At 59.0% G+C, this 16148-nt stretch carries 14 protein-coding genes and 1 pseudogene; 2 read left to right on the top strand and 13 right to left on the bottom strand.

Going from position 1 to position 16148, the window contains the following annotated elements; translation table 11 throughout:
- Positions 1 to 35 precede the first annotated feature (35 nt).
- From ACX3YF_RS21310 to ACX3YF_RS21295, 4 genes are all read right to left on the bottom strand, one after another.
- On the bottom strand, positions 36 to 752 hold the full coding sequence (locus ACX3YF_RS21310; protein WP_458974210.1) for a DUF262 domain-containing protein: 717 nt from the start codon (positions 750 to 752) through the stop codon (positions 36 to 38).
- Positions 749 to 2524, bottom strand: coding sequence for a DUF262 domain-containing protein (locus ACX3YF_RS21305; protein ID WP_458974209.1), 1776 nt, complete (start codon positions 2522 to 2524; stop codon positions 749 to 751). The genes ACX3YF_RS21310 and ACX3YF_RS21305 overlap by 4 nt, the downstream gene beginning before the upstream one ends.
- Before the next feature lie 186 nt (positions 2525 to 2710).
- Positions 2711 to 3406: a tRNA (adenine(22)-N(1))-methyltransferase gene (locus tag ACX3YF_RS21300; RefSeq protein WP_321197569.1), complete on the bottom strand. Its 696-nt coding sequence runs from the start codon at positions 3404 to 3406 to the stop codon at positions 2711 to 2713.
- 79 nt (positions 3407 to 3485) lie between these two features.
- A complete protein-coding gene (locus ACX3YF_RS21295) occupies positions 3486 to 3653 on the bottom strand; it encodes an NADH pyrophosphatase zinc ribbon domain-containing protein (RefSeq protein ID WP_448646862.1) in 168 nt (55 codons plus the stop codon).
- Between ACX3YF_RS21295 and ACX3YF_RS21290 the strand changes: the two genes are divergently transcribed.
- Positions 3630 to 3929 (top strand): hypothetical protein, encoded by a 300-nt coding sequence (locus ACX3YF_RS21290; RefSeq protein WP_448646863.1) that lies wholly within the window; start codon positions 3630 to 3632, stop codon positions 3927 to 3929. The genes ACX3YF_RS21295 and ACX3YF_RS21290 overlap by 24 nt on opposite strands.
- Before the next feature lie 251 nt (positions 3930 to 4180).
- On the opposite strand, the gene ACX3YF_RS21285 is transcribed toward ACX3YF_RS21290, so the two are convergent.
- The 6 genes and pseudogenes from ACX3YF_RS21285 to ACX3YF_RS21260 all read right to left on the bottom strand — a co-directional run bounded on the left by ACX3YF_RS21285 (position 4181) and on the right by ACX3YF_RS21260 (position 11824).
- Entirely contained in the window at positions 4181 to 7078 is a 2898-nt protein-coding gene (locus ACX3YF_RS21285; protein WP_130207191.1) for a sensor domain-containing phosphodiesterase, read from the bottom strand.
- 286 nt (positions 7079 to 7364) lie between these two features.
- The gene (gene map / locus ACX3YF_RS21280; RefSeq protein WP_288097862.1) at positions 7365 to 8159 is read right to left on the bottom strand and encodes a type I methionyl aminopeptidase; all 795 of its coding nucleotides are present in this window, start codon (positions 8157 to 8159) and stop codon (positions 7365 to 7367) included.
- Positions 8156 to 8422, bottom strand: a complete 267-nt coding sequence (locus tag ACX3YF_RS21275) for a ParD-like family protein (protein WP_458974856.1) — start codon at positions 8420 to 8422, stop codon at positions 8156 to 8158. The genes map and ACX3YF_RS21275 overlap by 4 nt, the downstream gene beginning before the upstream one ends.
- 213 nt (positions 8423 to 8635) lie before the next feature.
- Positions 8636 to 9289, bottom strand: a complete 654-nt coding sequence (locus ACX3YF_RS21270; RefSeq protein ID WP_130207185.1) for a hydrolase — start codon at positions 9287 to 9289, stop codon at positions 8636 to 8638.
- Positions 9290 to 9401: 112 nt separating this feature from the next.
- A pseudogene (locus tag ACX3YF_RS21265) lies at positions 9402 to 9599 on the bottom strand (GNAT family N-acetyltransferase); the annotation flags it as partial.
- 26 nt (positions 9600 to 9625) lie between these two features.
- Positions 9626 to 11824: an OsmC domain/YcaO domain-containing protein gene (locus ACX3YF_RS21260; RefSeq protein ID WP_458974208.1), complete on the bottom strand. Its 2199-nt coding sequence runs from the start codon at positions 11822 to 11824 to the stop codon at positions 9626 to 9628.
- Positions 11825 to 12197: 373 nt separating this feature from the next.
- Here ACX3YF_RS21260 and ACX3YF_RS21255 point away from each other — a divergent pair, with 373 nt between their 5' ends.
- Positions 12198 to 12698 carry a PaaI family thioesterase gene (locus ACX3YF_RS21255; protein ID WP_130207181.1) on the top strand — a complete coding sequence of 167 codons (501 nt, stop codon included), beginning with the start codon at positions 12198 to 12200 and terminating at the stop codon, positions 12696 to 12698.
- A gap of 65 nt (positions 12699 to 12763) precedes the next feature.
- Here the strand turns inward: ACX3YF_RS21255 and ACX3YF_RS21250 are convergent, their stop codons facing one another.
- Genes ACX3YF_RS21250 through ACX3YF_RS21240 form a run of 3 tightly spaced genes read right to left on the bottom strand, consistent with a single transcriptional unit; the run spans position 12764 to position 16015 of the window.
- The gene (locus tag ACX3YF_RS21250) at positions 12764 to 14110 is read right to left on the bottom strand and encodes a glutamine synthetase family protein (RefSeq protein WP_448646867.1); all 1347 of its coding nucleotides are present in this window, start codon (positions 14108 to 14110) and stop codon (positions 12764 to 12766) included.
- Between the two features lie 35 nt (positions 14111 to 14145).
- Positions 14146 to 14700 (bottom strand): helix-turn-helix domain-containing protein, encoded by a 555-nt coding sequence (locus tag ACX3YF_RS21245; RefSeq protein WP_103404395.1) that lies wholly within the window; start codon positions 14698 to 14700, stop codon positions 14146 to 14148.
- A 25-nt stretch (positions 14701 to 14725) separates the two neighbouring features.
- Entirely contained in the window at positions 14726 to 16015 is a 1290-nt protein-coding gene (locus ACX3YF_RS21240; protein ID WP_130207177.1) for an NAD(P)/FAD-dependent oxidoreductase, read from the bottom strand.
- Positions 16016 to 16148: the final 133 nt, after the last annotated feature.

The following is a 16148-nucleotide window of genomic DNA, read 5'->3' as shown; positions in this document are numbered from 1 at the left end:
GCGTTTCACCCTCGAACTGTTTTTCCAGAACCTGTTCATAACGGGCCTTGAATGTTTCGAATGGCGTGAGCGGCATCCCCGCGGGCGTTCATTTTGATATAGAGATCATCGGCCAGGCCAAAATCACGCAGGTCGAGTTTCTGAAAGCTGATGACGGGGCGCTCGCGATCCACCAGGCGAGCGAACGTTGCCGTCGGTGTTTCGAAGAAAAGCTCGTGGATGGCCTGCACCATCGTGAGGGCGGACTGGATGGTAGGGTCCAGTCTCCAATGGCGGAAATACCAGGGCTGGTCGCAAATCAGCGCAGCGATGGACGCTTCGGCGGTAATGGCGTGGTCCGGTTTGAATTGGCTGAGCGCATCAAAGAATTCCGTACTGCTCGGGCGAACACTGTAGGTGAAGCGTGAGGCCTGATCGTCGCAGAAAAGCGTTCTGAACAGCTCCAACTGATCGTCCCGCAGCGCGATGTACCAGTGAAGGAGGAACAGTGTGGTCAGACGCTGCTGACCGTCCAACGGTTGAAACTGCCCCGCCTCATTGAGGGTGCCGTAAATGAAATCCAGGTTGAGGGGGAGTTCCGGGGCGTCCTCCGGCAACTGGAATGCCTTGTTCAGTGCAACGAGGAAATCGTTGCGCACATCGATGCTGTCGGATCGTCCTTGCGCGTAATCACGCTGAATCAGCGGGATGCGAATGCTTTGACCGCCCTGGAACAGATCAGCGAACACCATCTGGCTTCCTGCGCCGCTCATACGCTTGGCTCCTGCTTGTCCAGAAAGAAATTGACGAGGGTATTGCACATGGCTTCCAGGTAACCCTGACTGTCCTTGACGCTCCAGAAAAGCAGGTGGTCCACGCCCTGGCTGTAGCATTTGAGGAACAGGTTTCGCGTACACAGCGGTACAAAAATGCCACGTTGATCAAGTTCCAGTATCCGCTCCCGTTTCACGGCAAACACTGCATTGCCGTAACCACGATTCGTTTGAGCATCAAGCAGCGTAAGGTTGCCGATACTGTCATCAACTTCGCTGTCCTCTTTGAAGGCCGCCAGGACGCGAGTGTGCAAATCGTGAAACTGCGTGTCGGTAGCGGACTCGGTTTGCGCGAAGTACGCCGCGATGGCCTGGCAAAGATCCCGTTGATCGTCTGCGCCCGTCAGTTGCTTCCGAGCCAGTTGCAGCCATCTGTCTCGTTCAGTTTTACCTTTGGGAATAGAGGTGGTCACCGACCGGACGTGCTCGATGTCCCAGCTGTTCGCCTTGAAACTGTCGAACTGAAAACGAATGTTCGAAGCCGGGTTTTGCAGCAGGCTGGTCAGGTTGAAGAGCAACAGCGTTGTCCGGATTTTGAGCGCATGCTTTTGGCCGTACTCCAGGTCGCCGAGGAACTGTTTAATCGTTGCCCTCAGAATGTCGGCCGTTGCTGTTTCCGGCATCGCCGTGCCGGTTAACTTCAGGAATGCAAGGCTACGAAGCTTCTGTTCGAATTGTCTTTTTGGAATGCCTTGCGACAGTCGGAAAATGGCATCGACCGTTGTGCCCGATTGCACCAGAAAGCCGATGATATGGTACAGACGCCGGTCTTCGAACCACTCCTCCAGCAGCATGTATACCTGCTTTACCCTCAACCATTCGCTCGCGGTCGTGGCGCCTGCTGCCGAAAGCCTGCGGTTGTAAGTGTGGAAAACCGAGTATCGCTCGTCCGGGTCAAAAGAGGGCTCTGCGTCGAGGCGGGCAATCAGCGTGAACAGGAAGCCGATGCGGTTGTGGCCGCCGCTGGTCTTGTTATTGAGGAAATACCAGAACGCGTCGTTCTGTAGCGCTTTTTCCAACTGATCCCATTCATGGGCAATCTGCAACTGCTGGAGGCTAACAGCACCCTCGGCATCGTCCCGTTGGCGCAAAAACAACGCCCGGATAAGCTCGTCGTTGGTCAAGGCTATCTTGCCCACATTCAGCCGGGTAAAGGCGTCCACGGCATTTTCCCGGTCGGAGAGCTCGTACCAGATCACACGGGTCTTGTTGAGCAGTGTCGATTTGATCTCTTCGAATTCGTGGTCCCGCGATTCGAACCATTGTTCGATGGTCTGGATCGCCTGGTACAGATAGAAATAGTCAACGTTTCGAGTGGCGATGTCCTCAGAAGGGTCGTCCAGAAACTCCCGCAACTCGGGTCGGGTTTCGTATGCCAGGCTGAACAGCTTTGATCGATATTTGACGGCCATCCGCTCATTGAAATGACGAAGTATCAGTAGCAGCGTTGTCAGCCGCTGTTGACCATCGACCACCTCGTATTGACCCTGGCGTGTGTCTTTGAGCACTAACGGTTGCAGGCAGTAGTACTCGTGGGGCTGAGCATTTTCACGCTTGGCAAACTCCCGGACATCCTCGAGCAATTGCGTGACTTGCATCGGCTTCCATCGATAACCGCGCTGGTAGGCGGGTATCCAGAACTGGTTTGGCTGTCCATTTGCGTGGGTGATGAGGTCGTGTACCGACTTGGTATCGAAAACGGCGCGCGTCATTGCGAGAACATCCCTTTTTAACCCATGTAAAACGTCTGCGTGAAGGTGCGAGAGTTGCCAGGCTTACAGCATGATGGCGCAAAGATATCATTCATTGACTGGCGTCGCGACCAACATGATTCGGCAAGCGTATTCAGACTTTTGATCGTCGCTCAGACGCTCCCCTGCCTTGCGCGACTGCGCGGCTCAATTCAGCAGCTCAGTGATCCACCGGGCGTGCCGGGCGATTTCCTCGGCCTTCTCTTCGGGCACTGCCTGTCGCGCCCGGGCGAAGTGGGTCAGGGTCTGCTGTTTATGGCGCAGCAGGCGCTGCCACTTGGTCAGGAACGCCGGGCTGCGTGCCTGCATCTGCAGCGGGCCGAAGTACAGTTCCTCGGCGGTATAGGTCACCGGCCCGTCGCGCTCGGCGACGATGATTTCGTAGTCGAAGCGGTTTTCCCGCAGTACTTCCTCGCAAAGGATTCGGTAGCCATTGTCCATCAGCCATTGACGCAGCGGCTGCTCGCCGCCGTTGGGTTGCAGGATCAGGCGTTCCCGGCCGCTCAGGCGCGCCTTGCCGCTGTCGAGGATGTCGCGGATCGTCTCGCCACCCATGCCACAGAGGCTGATCGCCGTGATGCCGTCTCCCGGCTCGATCGCCGCCAGGCCATTGGCCAGGCGCACGGTGATCCACTGCTCCAGGCCGTTCTCGCGCACGGTGCGTTCGGCCGAGCGCAGCGGCGTCACTGCCACCTCGCCGGCCACCGCCGCCGCGATGGCGCCACGACGCATTAATGCCACCGGCAAGTAGGCGTGATCCGAGCCGATATCGGCCAGGCGTGCATCCGCTGGCACATGCGCCGCCACGCGCTCCAGGCGCATGGACAATGTCTGTTGGTTCAACTGCAGCCCCTTTTCACCACGAACGTCCAGCACCGCAGGCCGGATCGGGACGCAATTCTGTCGAGCAACGCCATAGATTTCAAATCCCGGCGACCAGGACCATGGTTTGCCCCCCGTCCGTCCCTTCCCCCGACAGGTCACCACGGTCAGGCACAACACCGTCCAGCCCGAGTGCAGTATGATCGCAAACACGCTTTGAGCCGTTTGATACGGGGGCAACGGGATGACCACAAACACCACACGACAAGGCTGGTCATGGGTCTTGCCCTCATTGCTCGCCCTCAACCTGGTGCTGACAGCGGGATGTTCAGGCAAAGCCGCCAAGGCTCGCTATTCGACGTCGAGCGCCGGCTCGAACTGTTACGCAAAAGCGCTGCCCACTTCCGGTGAAGGCGGTCTGGCATGGGGCGACACCTTGAACATGGCTCGCAAAAAATCCCTGGATAATTGCATACGCTATGCCGGCCGGTCCGGTGGCACGCCGGACACCTGCCAAGTGGTGTTGGCGCAATGCAGAAAGTAATGGCGCGGCAGCAAAAAAAGGTTCTTCACGGAATCCCGGGATACAAAGCTAATGCAGTACTTGTAGGAGTCAGCTTGCTGGCGATGGTCGTGAACGATAACGCGGGGAACCTGACGCCCCGCGCTGTCCTCCAGCTCATCGCGAGCAGGCTCGCTCCTACAGAGGACGGTGCCCACGTTGCAATGCCCCTTAAAAAAACGCTTCTACCGCTCTGAGTCGCGGTTTCTCCAGATGCCAAACGCCGGCAAGCCCTAGCGACCGATCAGCGAACTGGCCAGCAACGCCTCCAGTCCCATTGGCTTGGCAAAATGATATCCCTGGGCCTGCCCGGCGCCCATTTCGCGCAGCAAATCCAGCGTCGCTTGATCCTCGACACCTTCGGCCACCACGCTGAGGTCGAGCGATTCGGCCATCCGCACGATCGCCCGGACGATCGCGCGACTGCGGGCACTGGTGGTCAGTTCGAGGATGAACGACTTGTCGATCTTCAAGCCGCTGAAACGGTATTGATGCACATAGCTCAGGGATGAGAACCCGGCGCCGAAGTCATCGAGCACCACCGACATACCGTTGTCGGCCAATTGCTGCATGGTCAGCCGGGCAATCGCCGGCTCGGCGACCAGCGCACCTTCGGTCAACTCAAGGCAAATGCGTGACGGCTCGACCCCGTGCCGCGCCAGCAGCGCCAGCACTTCATTGGCGAAGTCCGGGCGCGTCATGCTGTAGCTGGAGCAATTGACGTGCACCGCAGGCCAATTGGCGTGCTCGGGTTGTGCGAGGATCGTTGCAACGCTGGTGAGCATGTAAAGATCCAGCCGGCCGATCAGGCGCAAACCCTCGACATCCGGCAGGAACTCGCCCGGCGCGATCACCCGGCCGCCCGGTTGATGCCAGCGGACCAGCGCCTCAAGGGCCAGCAATTCGCCGCTTTCGACGCTGACGATCGGCTGGAAATACGGCAGCAGTTCGTCCGTACGCTTGAGTGCGTTGCGCAAGGCCCCTTCGCGCTCCACCTGGTCCGAGACTTCCCGGCGCACTTCCTGATTGAACACCGCGTAACTGTCGCGCCCGGCGCTCTTGACCCGGTACATCGCCGCGTCGGCATCGCGCAGCAAATCCGCCGGTTCGTGATGGAACTGACTGTCGGCACTGACAATACCGATACTGCAGGACGAAAACACTTCATAGCCATTGATGAAAAACGGCAGGTCAAACGCCACCAGGATCCGTTCGGCGATTTCGATCACCACGTCCAGCGGCGCTTCGGGCGCGAGGACCGAAAACTCATCGCCGCCCAGGCGCGCCAGCATGTCGGCGTCGCGCAGGCATCCGCGCAGGCGATGGGCGGCCTGCATCAACAGCAGGTCGCCAAAATGGTGGCCGAGGCTGTCGTTGACCATCTTGAAACGGTCCAGGTCGATGAACATGACCGCCAGGTGCCCGCCTTCCCTGCCGAACTGCGACCAGGCCGAATTGAGGCGCTGTTGCAGGTAAGTGCGATTCGGCAGCCCGGTCAGCGCATCGTGGGAGTTTTCGTGTTGCAATTTGGCATTGGCGTGATCGAGTTCGCGGGTGCGGTTCTGCACCCGCGCTTCCAGCTTGAGGTTGGCGGCGTGGATCGCTTCGGCGGCCGTGCGCCGCGACAACGCCGTATCAATGTGCCGCGACACGAACGTCAGCAGATCCTGATCCCGCAGGGTATAGCGCACCTGCGAGGTGTAGCTTTGCACCGCCAGCACGCCACGCACCACGTCGCCATCGAACAAGGGAATGCCCAGCCAGGAATGGGATCGGACGGACTCGTCGGCCAGTTCGATTTCACCCTCGGCCGCCAGTCGCTCGGCTTTGTCAGAGTCAATCAGGCAAGGTCGGCGCTGACGGATAACGTATTCAGTCAAGCCCCGGCACCCACGCCGCGCTGCCGGGCTGGTCGTCTGCCGCTCATCGACGTAATAGGGAAAGGTCACTTCACTGGTCGCGTCGTCGAACAGCGCGATGTAGAAGTTTTGCGCGAACAGCAAGTCACCGACGATGCCATGCAAGGTTTGAAACAACTCAGCCATGTCGCCCGGTTGACTCGATAGCTCCGCGATCTGGAACAACGCGCTCTGCAGGTGTTCGGCGCGCTCCCGATCCGCCACTTCCTGCCTCAAGGCCTCGTTGAGTGCCGAAAGCTCCAGGGTGCGACGCATCACGGTTTCTTCCAGGTCCTCGCGGTGCAGAATCCGGTCCAGGGCCATGGCGACGTGGCGGGCCACCACAAGGAACAACGCGCGATCTTCAGCACTGTAGATACGAGAAACGTCGTAGACCTGCATCGCGAGCATGCCGAACACGTCATCCGAGGCATTTTTCAACGGGGCGCCCATCCAGAACTCGGGACGGTCACCCACACAGTAGAAACGGCCTTCGGCTTCAGCCGCGAGGATACCGGCGGCGTCGATCAGCAACGGCTGGGCAGTGGTCAATACCTGCCCGGTCAACGACAGGTGCGATGGGTCAAGGTATTCGTAGTTTTCGGACTCCAGGGCATCGACGTCGATGATGTCGACGTAATACGGGTAGTCGATCTTGCCGCTATGGGGGTCATACAGCGCGAGATAGAAGTTCTCGGCATCGATCAGGCTGGCCAGCAGCCGGTGAACCCCCACCAGAAACACCGAGCGGTCGCGGGTCGAACTGGCCAGGTAGGTGATCTCATACAGCACTCGCTGAGTGATCTGCGCACGGGCAAGGGTATTGGTCTGGACCTGAATGCCCAGCCGCAGGGCAAAGTCGGCGAGCGCCGGGTCTGCGGCTTCGCTGACCGGCGCGAGTAGCCAACCCAATTCACTTTCGCCCTTGCCGGTGGGCCAGCGGTGCAATCGCCGGGTCCGGCAGAACGTGTCGAACTCTTCGTTCGGGATGCTGGACGGCCACTGCATCCAGGCGTCGCCCTGACCGACCCGATGCAATTGTTCACCGGCGCGGTAAACCGCCCACGCGGAGGTATGGGCCCAGTTGCGCGCTGAGTCCAGCATTTGCTGGATCATGTTCTCGTTGCCAGCGTAAGCCATGCCGACAGTACCCGACGTCCCTTTTGGTTGAGATGCGACAACGTCGCAGTCGTTCGATTGCCGCGGGGAGTCGGTCAATTGACGAACACTCATCAGCGCTCCCTGAGCCAAAAACTGGCGATGCTCACTTACTGATTGCTAGCAATATGCCAGTGAGCTTTTTGTTTATAGCTTATGGCGATTTTTTTCAATGGTTTTATTTGCTTTGACGCCAACAATGAGACAGACAACAAATTGCTCGCCGAAAGTTGTCGATTATTACCCGAAACTCTTTACTCGCTGTCTTTGGTCTCAGCGTCTGTGCCACCCGACCAGTCACCGTTGCAGTCACTATCGCCATGCACGGAAGACAGATCCCGTCTTCCATGCACCTGAGCGGTTACTGCCCGATGGCGGGATATTCGTCGTTACGATCGGGCCAGGGCGTCAAAATCTGAAAGCCATCGTCAGTGACGGCCACCATGTGCTCCCACTGGGCCGATAGCGACTGATCCTTGGTGACCACCGTCCAGCCATCGGCCAGGGTTTTCACATGACGTTTGCCCGCGTTGAGCATGGGCTCAATGGTGAAAATCATCCCGGCTTTCAATTTCAGCCCCTGGCCCGGATAACCGTAATGAAGGACCTGCGGCTCGTCGTGATAGATCTTGCCGATACCATGACCGCAGTATTCGCGCACAACGCTGAACCCATCCTTTTCCGCGACCGCCTGGATGGCATGACCAATGTCGCCCAACGTGGCACCGGGGCGGACGAGTCGAATGCCGGCACACATGGCTTCATAGGTCGTCTTGACCAAATGCCGAGCCTGCGCACTGGGCTCGCCAACGAAGTACATGCGGCTGGTGTCGCCATACCAGCCATCCTTGATGACAGCGATATCGATGTTCACGATGTCGCCATCCTTCAACGTCCTGTTCGAAGGGATGCCATGGCAGACCACTTCGTTGACGGATGCGCACACGGTCTTCGGAAAACCGTGATAGCCAATGTTGCCCGGAATGGCTTTCTGCACGTTGACGATGTGGTCGTGACAGAGTCGATCGAGTTCGTTGGTGGTGACCCCGGCTTTCACGTGGGGAGTGATCATGGCCAGCACTTCGGCGGCCAGCGTGCCTGCTGCGCGTGACTGGGCGATTTCCGCGAGGCTGTTGATCCTGACGTTCGCCTTCATTGACTGGCTCCTGAGCTTGCTTGGGGCTGGGAGCCTTGAGCGATATCCGCAGCAGCGCAGAGCTGTTTCAGATCCAGTCCGCCCGCCGATTCGGCACGAATCAGCAAGCGGCAAATATCGCTGTGATCGAGGTTTGGATGTAATTCGGCGAGCATCCCGATGCGCATCCAGTGTTCGGCCTGCGCATTGATCGAGCGACTCAACGCGTCGCTGGCGACACGCAGGTTCTCATGCATGTGTTCTGAAATTTTGACGATACCCATGGCTTCAACTATATGAAATGCATACGAACCGTATATTAACCGGTTCGAGCGTGGAATCAAATCAACCTCATGAAATGGGAGCGCGCCCCGCTCCCCCGGGGTGATAAAGCGTTCGATACAAATGGAAACGCCCCAATCAAGGGGCGCCATGACCAGCATTCAGGTGTGTCGGGAAGCACCACTGCCCTTTACCTGTTCGGTAACGCCAGGCGATCAATGGCCTTCGGATGCATTGAACATGGTTTTGGCATAGATCAGTCCCAAACCATAGGCGCCACCATTGGCGATGGAAGTTTTCACGGTGGCATCGTAGGTGTCGGTACGAGCCCAGTCACGTTGCAACTCGAGCAGGTATTGCAGGGAAGTCATCGGGCGCGCGCCAAGCTGGATCATGCGCTGAATGGCCATTTCATGAGCCTCGACCGACACATCACCGCACGCGTCCGCAATGAAATACACCTCGAACCCCTGATCCAGGGCGGAAAGCGCCGGGCCCACGATGCACACAGATGTCCAGAGGCCCGCCAGCACGATCTTGGCCTTGTCGTGACGGTTCACCTCCACCGCAATGCGCGGATCTTCCCAGGTGTTCATGCTGGTGCGGTCGATGACGGACTTCTCGGGGAAGACCGATTTGATTTCATCGAAGATGGGCCCGGAAAAGCTTTTCTCTGCGACCGTGGTCAGGATGGTCGCGACCCCGAACTCTTTTGCAGCCTTGGCCACCAGGGCAGCGTTGTTGCGCAGATTCACAGCGTCGATGGACTTGGTCGCAAAGGACATTTGCGACTGATGATCGATCATGATGAGGGTGTGATCGTCAGGGTTCAGCAGGGTCTTGCCGGGCACGGCGGATGCGGTAGGCATGGGAGTCGCTCCATTATTGAATGAAAAACCACCCTTCAACTATGGAGTGCCCGACGACGCCGTACTTGTATCCCTGTGCTTTGTTTTGGCCGTGACCGGCTCACTGGATCGACAGGACGAACGGATGCCAGGCACCGACAGCAAAATCGGACAAATAGCCCGCAATGTGCTCGGCGACACCCGGCAATGAATAAAACGCAGGATCGCGCGCATCAATATGGGATTCAAACCAGGCGCGGTTATGGCGTTCAAAGGCCAGCAGTGCTTCGGTATCCGTACTTTCAAGCTCGCGAATGCTGAATGATTTCATTCGTTCAATCCCTTGACTGAGCGGCGTCAGGCAATCGTCACACCGGCCCGCGCCGTGTGCAGTTTTTTATAGCTTTCGATCAGACGCAAATGTCGATCGAGCCCTTCCAGCTTCGTGCTCGTCGGGGTCAGGCCGTAGAAACGCACACTGCCGTCGACCGAGCCGATCGCAGCGTCCATGCGCTCATTGCCGAACATCCGGCGGAAATTGACTTCGTAGTCGGCCAGTTCCAGATCGTCGTCCAACTGCATTTCCAGCACCACGTTCACGGCTTGATAGAACAGGCCGCGCTCGACGGTGTTGTCGTTGTACTGCAGGAAGGCTTCCACCAGATCCTTCGCCTGTTCAAACTTCTGCAAGGCCAGATAAATCAGCAGCCTCAACTCCAGGATCGTCAACTTGCCCCACGGCGTGTTGTCGTCGAATTCGATGCCGATCAAGGTGGTGATATCGGTGTAGTCGTCCAGCTCGCTGTCTTCCAGGCGCTTGGCCAGGGTTCTCAGCCCGACTTTGCTCAGGTTGTGCAGGTTGAGAATGTCGGCGCGGAACGTCAGCGCCTTGTTGGTGTTGTCCCAGACCAGATCGTCGACCGGATAGATTTCCGAGTAGTCCGGCACCAGAATGCGGCAGGCCTTGGCGCCGATGTGCTCATAGACCGCCATGTACACTTCCTTGCCCATGTCCTGAAGGATGCCGAACAAGGTGGCGGCTTCTTCGGCATTGGAGTTTTCCCCTTGCCCGGAGAAGTCCCACTCAACGAATTCGAAATCGGCCTTGGCACTGAAGAAGCGCCAGGACACCACACCGCTGGAGTCGATGAAGTGCTCGACGAAGTTATTCGGCTCCGTCACGGCCTGTCCTTCAAAGGTCGGCTGAGGGAGATCGTTCAGACCTTCAAAGCTGCGCCCCTGCAGCAACTCGGTGAGGCTGCGTTCCAGTGCCACTTCAAAGCTTGGGTGCGCGCCGAACGAGGCAAACACGCCACCGGTACGCGGGTTCATCAGGGTGACGCACATCACCGGGAACTCCCCACCCAGCGACGCATCCTTGACCAGCACCGGGAAGCCCTGCTCTTCCAGCCCTTGAATGCCGGCCAGAATGCTCGGGTATTTTGCCAGCACGTGCTGCGGCACATCCGGCAGTGCCATTTCACCTTCGAGAATTTCGCGCTTGACCGCGCGTTCGAAGATTTCAGAAAGGCACTGCACCTGGGCTTCTGCCAGGGTGTTACCGGCACTCATGCCATTGCTGAGGAACAGGTTCTCGATCAGGTTGGACGGGAAATACACCACCTCGCCATCCGACTGGCGCACAAACGGCAGCGAACAGATGCCACGCTGTGTATTGCCGGAGTTGGTGTCGTACAGGTGCGAGCCCCGCAACTCGTCATCGGGGTTGTAGATCGCCAGGCAGTACTCGTCGAGAATTTCCGCCGGCAGCGCATCCTGGGGGCCAGGCTTGAACCAGCGCTCATCCGGGTAATGCACGAACGCCGCGTTGGCGATGTCTTCTCCCCAGAACTGATCGTTGTAGAAGAAGTTGCAATTGAGTCGCTCGATAAACTCGCCCAATGCCGACGCCAACGCGCCTTCCTTGGTCGCGCCCTTGCCATTGGTAAAGCACATGGGCGAGTGCGCATCGCGAATGTGCAGCGACCACACATTGGGCACGATATTGCGCCACGAAGCGATTTCGATCTTCATGCCCAGGTCAGCCAGGATCCCCGACATATTGGCGATGGTCTGCTCCAGCGGCAGATCCTTGCCCGCAATATAGGTGCCCTCTTGCGAGCCCGACTGGGGCATCAACAACGCCTGGGCATCGGCATCGAGGTTTTCCACTTCTTCGATCACGAACTCAGGCCCGGTCTGCACCACTTTTTTCACGGTGCAACGGTCGATGGAACGCAAAATGCCCTGGCGGTCCTTGGCGGAGATATCGGCTGGCAGCTCGACCTGGATCTTGAAAATCTGGTTGTAGCGGTTTTCCGGGTCAACAATGTTGTTCTGTGACAGGCGGATATTTTCCGTGGGAATACCGCGAGTGTCGCAGTACAGCTTCACAAAATAAGCCGCACACAAAGCCGAAGAAGCCAAGAAGTAATCGAACGGACCAGGTGCCGAGCCATCGCCCTTATAGCGAATAGGCTGGTCGGCCACGACAGTGAAGTCATCGAACTTGGCTTCAAGTCGAAGGTTGTCGAGAAAGTTGACCTTGATTTCCATGCGGGATTACCAAAATGACGAGCTAAACGAAATGGCCGCCATTATCCGGCTTTTCGGCCGGAAGTCTTGTGCTTTGAACGGGAAGGTGACGGGCTGATGGAAGGACGCTCCCGCGCCGGCGAGCCCGTCGCCAGCCTCGTCAGCCGGTGACCGTCATGGGCAACGAAGCGCGTTCCGCAGAAAAAGATCAATAAATGACCAACACATTACAAGCCACACGTTTCCTGCTGCCTGGCGCGTTATCCACAGGTATACCCACGCAATTTGTGGATAGCTTCAGCGCATTCACCTGAGGTTAGAACGCACTCATCACTTTCGGTCCGGCCTGGAAATCCGCTAGGCTTGCCCCACACTTTTCGAGGATCCTCAAGGTATGTCCAGGCTCGACCTCTCCCTGCAAGACACCGCTGCGCCCGAGGGCGTTTGTTATGGTTGCGGCGGCAGCAACCCCCACGGGCTGCACATCAAAAGCTACTGGCATGAGGACGGCGTGCATGTCGTGGCCGAACATCTGCCCGACGCTCAATTTTGTGGCTGGCCTGATCTGGTTTACGGCGGAATGATCGCCATGCTGGTGGATTGCCATTCAAACTGGGCGGCAATGGCCTATCACTACCGCGCCGAACAGCGCGACGTCGCCAGCCTGCCCCGCATCAATTGCGTCACGGGCAACCTGGGCATCAAGTTCATCAAACCGACCCCCATGGGCGTTCCGTTGACCCTGCGGGCGAAAGTGGAAGGTGAAGTCGGACGCAAGAGTCGCGTGATCTGCGAGGTCTACGCCGGGGACGTACTCACGGCGATCGGAGACTCGATTTTCGTTCGTGTGGACGCCGCGCAGCTGGCGGCGGCCGCCCATGACCGGGACGCGTAGGCACTGCCATTCAAGGTGCGATGGCGGTGGGTGTTGAGGTGGGATGCCACCTCAACACCCAGGCGTCACAGATACCAGCGATATTCCCGGGCACTGATTTCCTGCATGAACGCCAGGTGATCCTGACGTTTGTTCTCGCAATACACATCGACGAATTCCGCCCCCAGGCCTTCGCGCAGTTGCGGCTGATGCTGCATCGCGCGCACGGCTTCGAGCATTTCCACCGGGAAATCGATGCCGCTGTTGCGGTCTTCGTTGAGTGGCGGGATCGGCTCCTTGCGTGCTTCCAGGCCATGCTCGAGCCCTACCAGAATCGCCGCCAGCACCAGATAAGGGTTGGCATCGGCACCGGCCAGGCGATATTCGATGCGCAGGTTTTTCGCGTCCGACTCCGGAATGCGCAAGCACGCATCGCGGTCTTCAAAACCCCAGCTCGCATGCGTGGCCACGTTGGTCGTGCCGCCAAGACGTCGATAGGCGTTCTGGTTCGGCGCGAAGATCGGCATGCTGTGGGGCAGCAACTCCAGGCAACCGGCCACGGCATGGCGCAGGGGTTGCTGCTGGTTGGCGGCCAGCAGGTTTTTACCCTCGGCATCGTACAGACTGACATGCACGTGCATGCCGCTGCCGGGGTGCTGCAAATAAGGCTTGGCCATGAAGCTGGCGCGGTAGCCGTGCTTGAGCGCGACGCCACGGGTGCTGCGGCAGAACAGCGCGGCCCAGTCGGCCGCACGCAAGCCGTCGTCGAGATGCCCGAAGTTGATCTCGAACTGACCTGGTCCCAGTTCCGCCGTAATCACCGTGGCATCGATACCCTGAGCCCGGGACGCCTCGACCATTTCATCGAGCACCGGGGCAAAGCGCGACAAGCGCTCGATGTGCATGTTCGGTTGATCGTCGGCATCGTCGGTCAGCGCATCGCGGGGAAACTGCGGCAAGCCGTCACGCAGCTTTTTATCGAACAGATAGAACTCCAGCTCGAACGCCACCACCGGATGAATGCCTTTGCGCGCCAGCCGATCCAGCACTTGCGCCAGCACCTCGCGCGGTTCGAAAACGATCGGTTTTTCGGTGCCGTCCGACGTGATCAACATCTGCCCCAGGGGCTGCTCTTCCCAGGTCACCGGTTTGAGTGTGCCAGGGACCAGGCGCCGCAGCGCGTCCGGGTCACCGTCGTTGAAGCAGTAGTCACCGATCTTGAACAACCCGCCCTGCACACCCAGCAACACACAGTTCTGTGGCAGCTTGAGCGCGCTGCCCGCCGCGACTTTTTCCAGCATCTCTACGGGATAACGCTTGCCGTAAAAGTGCCCCGGAATGTCCAGGGAAATCAGGTCGACATAACGCACCTCGGGGTAGCGTTGGCGAAAGGCACGCACTTCGGCGAGCAGATCAGAGCAGGCAGCATCCATCGTGGTTGTTCCTTGGGAAGTTCTTGGGGTGGCGATCATGTGTAGACCCAGAGCACGCGCGTCAGCTGCTCGGTCAGGTTGCCGTAGCGGCAACGGGTGTGACTGTCGAATTGAAAACTGTCGCCGGCGCGTAACGTGACCGGCTCGTCGTCGCCCAGCCACAACGTCAACTCGCCCTCGAGCACGTAGCCGCCCTGCTCCGAGCTGTCGGTCAGGTGCCTGTCACCACTGCTGGCGCCGGCTTCCAGATGGCTTTCGAGCATGGAGAACGAAGCGCGCATCTTCGGCGATACCAGGATGTCGGTAATCCCGTTGGCGTAATACACGGTGCGGCGCTCGTCCGGCCGGGTCACCCACGGCAGGACCTTGGGTTTGGGCAAGCTATAGAAATAGGTGGTCGGCACGCCGAGGGTTTCACTGATCGCCGTCAGATCGGCCACTGTCGGCCGGGACAAACCGCGCTCGACCTGAGACAAAAAACCCACCGAACGACCGATCCGGTCTGCCAGCTCCTTCAAGGTGAACTTCTTGTGCTTGCGTAAATCGTGAATCAGGATCGCCAGCGCGGCGATTTCTTCTTGCTTGTTCATGACCGGGATTCCGCTGAATGACTCATCAAATGCTGTCGCGCAGTCGATACCAGGCTTTGCCGATCGCCTCCAGCGGCGCTGCCAGGTACTTGCCGCCGGGAAAGCTGCCATTACTCAAACCTTGATACAACGCCAACTCATCCGCCTGGCCGAGAATCGCATCCGACACCGCGCGCGCCGCTGCCAGGGTTGGCAGCACGCCATGGCCGGAATAACCCTGTAGCCAGTAGCGATCCCCCTGGCGGCCAACATCCGGTGTGCGGTTCAGGGTCAGGTCGATGTGTCCGCCCCAGGCGAACGCCAGATCGACACCCTTGAGCTGTGGAAACACGCGCTCCAGGAATGGTCGCGTCGCCCTGGCGATGTCCTTGGGCATGCCCCCTAGATAGGTGCAGCCACCGCCGAACAGCAAGCGGTTGTCCGGTGTACGGCGGAAGTAATCGAGGACGAACTGGTTATCGGTGACGCACACATTGGTCGGCAGCAGCGAGGTAGCTTTCTCGGGCGTCAGGGGGGCGGTGGCGACCTGATAGGTCCCGACCGGCAACACACAACTGGCCAGCTTCGGGTCAAGACGATCCAGATAGGCATTGCACGCCAGGACCAGCACATCGGCCCGGATCGACCCACGCTCGGTGTTCACCTGAAACCGACCGCCCTCTTCCCGATAGTTCAACGCCTTGCTTTGTTCATGGATACGGCCGCCGGCACGCTCGATGGCGGCGGCCAGGCCCAGTGCCAGTTTCAGTGGGTTGAGGTGAGCCCCTTCGGGATCATAAAGGCCGGCCTGATAGCGCTCGCTGGCCACCCAATCGGGCAACTGCTCGCGGGGAATGAACTGCAAGCCGTCGTGACCCCACTTGTGACTGGCTTCGCGTTGCCATTCGGTCAACAGGCTGACCCGGCGCGGCATGACCGACGTCCACAGGTGCCCGGCCCGATAGTCGCAGTCGAAGCCGTGACGCCCGGGCAGTTCACGCAACTCCCTGGCGGCCCAGCGCATGCCATCCCACAGACGCCGGGCACGTTCATAACCCAGGGCTGCCTCCAGCGGCGGCATGTCGCACGACCAGCCGAGAATCGCCTGCCCGCCGTTGCGCCCAGAAGCCGCCCAGGCCACCCGACTGGCTTCCAGCAGCGTCACCCGTTTGCCGGCCAACGCCAGACGCAGCGCCGTGTGCAGCCCGCTGAAGCCAGCGCCGATGATCACGATTTCAGTGTCGTGTTCGCCCACCAGCGCAGGTCGAGTGGTCAGGCGATTGGCGCAACTGTAGGCGTAATAGCTCGCAACATGCTGGGTGGACTGCTGAAACATACGGGCCTCATGAAATTAATTTCTTATAATTTCATGAAAAAATACATCGTAAATTTCACGAACGCAATACGAACCGCTGGGATCGTTATCCGACGCAGGTTGCCAATACACAAAACAGGTGTTCACCGCGCAG

The sequence above is a fragment of the Pseudomonas fluorescens group sp. PF-69 genome (genome assembly GCF_054481235.1).
Note: the sequence above shows the minus strand (reverse complement) of the source record. Positions and strands in the feature narration are given on the sequence as shown.

Coding starts and splice junctions, on each gene's coding strand:
- ACX3YF_RS21290 (WP_448646863.1), top strand. CDS start 3,630: ATGACCACAAACACCACACGACAAGGCTGGTCATGGGTCTTGCCCTCA.
- ACX3YF_RS21260 (WP_458974208.1), bottom strand. CDS start 11,824: ATGGAAATCAAGGTCAACTTTCTCGACAACCTTCGACTTGAAGCCAAG.
- ACX3YF_RS21285 (WP_130207191.1), bottom strand. CDS start 7,078: ATGAGTGTTCGTCAATTGACCGACTCCCCGCGGCAATCGAACGACTGC.
- map (WP_288097862.1), bottom strand. CDS start 8,159: ATGAAGGCGAACGTCAGGATCAACAGCCTCGCGGAAATCGCCCAGTCA.
- ACX3YF_RS21270 (WP_130207185.1), bottom strand. CDS start 9,289: ATGCCTACCGCATCCGCCGTGCCCGGCAAGACCCTGCTGAACCCTGAC.
- ACX3YF_RS21310 (WP_458974210.1), bottom strand. CDS start 752: ATGAGCGGCGCAGGAAGCCAGATGGTGTTCGCTGATCTGTTCCAGGGC.
- ACX3YF_RS21245 (WP_103404395.1), bottom strand. CDS start 14,700: ATGAACAAGCAAGAAGAAATCGCCGCGCTGGCGATCCTGATTCACGAT.
- ACX3YF_RS21240 (WP_130207177.1), bottom strand. CDS start 16,015: ATGTTTCAGCAGTCCACCCAGCATGTTGCGAGCTATTACGCCTACAGT.
- ACX3YF_RS21275 (WP_458974856.1), bottom strand. CDS start 8,422: ATGGGTATCGTCAAAATTTCAGAACACATGCATGAGAACCTGCGTGTC.
- ACX3YF_RS21255 (WP_130207181.1), top strand. CDS start 12,198: ATGTCCAGGCTCGACCTCTCCCTGCAAGACACCGCTGCGCCCGAGGGC.
- ACX3YF_RS21250 (WP_448646867.1), bottom strand. CDS start 14,110: ATGGATGCTGCCTGCTCTGATCTGCTCGCCGAAGTGCGTGCCTTTCGC.
- ACX3YF_RS21305 (WP_458974209.1), bottom strand. CDS start 2,524: ATGACGCGCGCCGTTTTCGATACCAAGTCGGTACACGACCTCATCACC.